Source organism: Acetomicrobium sp. S15 = DSM 107314 (assembly GCF_016125955.1).
GTDB lineage: Bacteria > Synergistota > Synergistia > Synergistales > Thermosynergistaceae > Thermosynergistes > Thermosynergistes pyruvativorans.
Genome location: NZ_JADEVE010000114.1, coordinates 1 through 394, shown reverse-complemented (window position 1 = coordinate 394; position 394 = coordinate 1). Strand labels below are relative to the sequence as shown.

1 protein-coding gene is annotated in these 394 nt (G+C 48.0%); it reads left to right on the top strand.

Features of this window, described 5'->3' with window-relative positions:
* The coding region (locus EZM41_RS13490; protein ID WP_232619011.1) for a hypothetical protein at positions 1 to 261 on the top strand (261 nt) is incomplete at its 5' end.
* Positions 262 to 394 lie beyond the last annotated feature (133 nt).

The following is a 394-nucleotide window of genomic DNA, read 5'->3' as shown; positions in this document are numbered from 1 at the left end:
CTCATCAGGGAAATGGTCAACGTGAAGCTCTTTCAGAGGGGGCTCGACGCTCGGATAGCCGATCACTCCCGTATAGGGATCCCTTTGTATGACCTCGAGCTCGTCATGCGCGCTCCCAATAAGGAAAACAGCAATACGTCTATCTCTGCTCCGCGAAGTGAGCCTGAGCCTCTCGGATCAGGCTCAGGACATGCTCGTCGTCCAAAGAGTAATAGACCATCTTCCCATCGCGGCGATACCTCACCAGGCGCAGCATCTTGAGGAGCTATGCTATAATACAAAGCAAAAGGCTCACGCGCTATTTGAAATGCTATCTGATAATCTATGCAAACAAAGTTTATACACGCAATATATGCCATCGCAATTTTACTGGTCAATCTTGTTTTACTTTAGT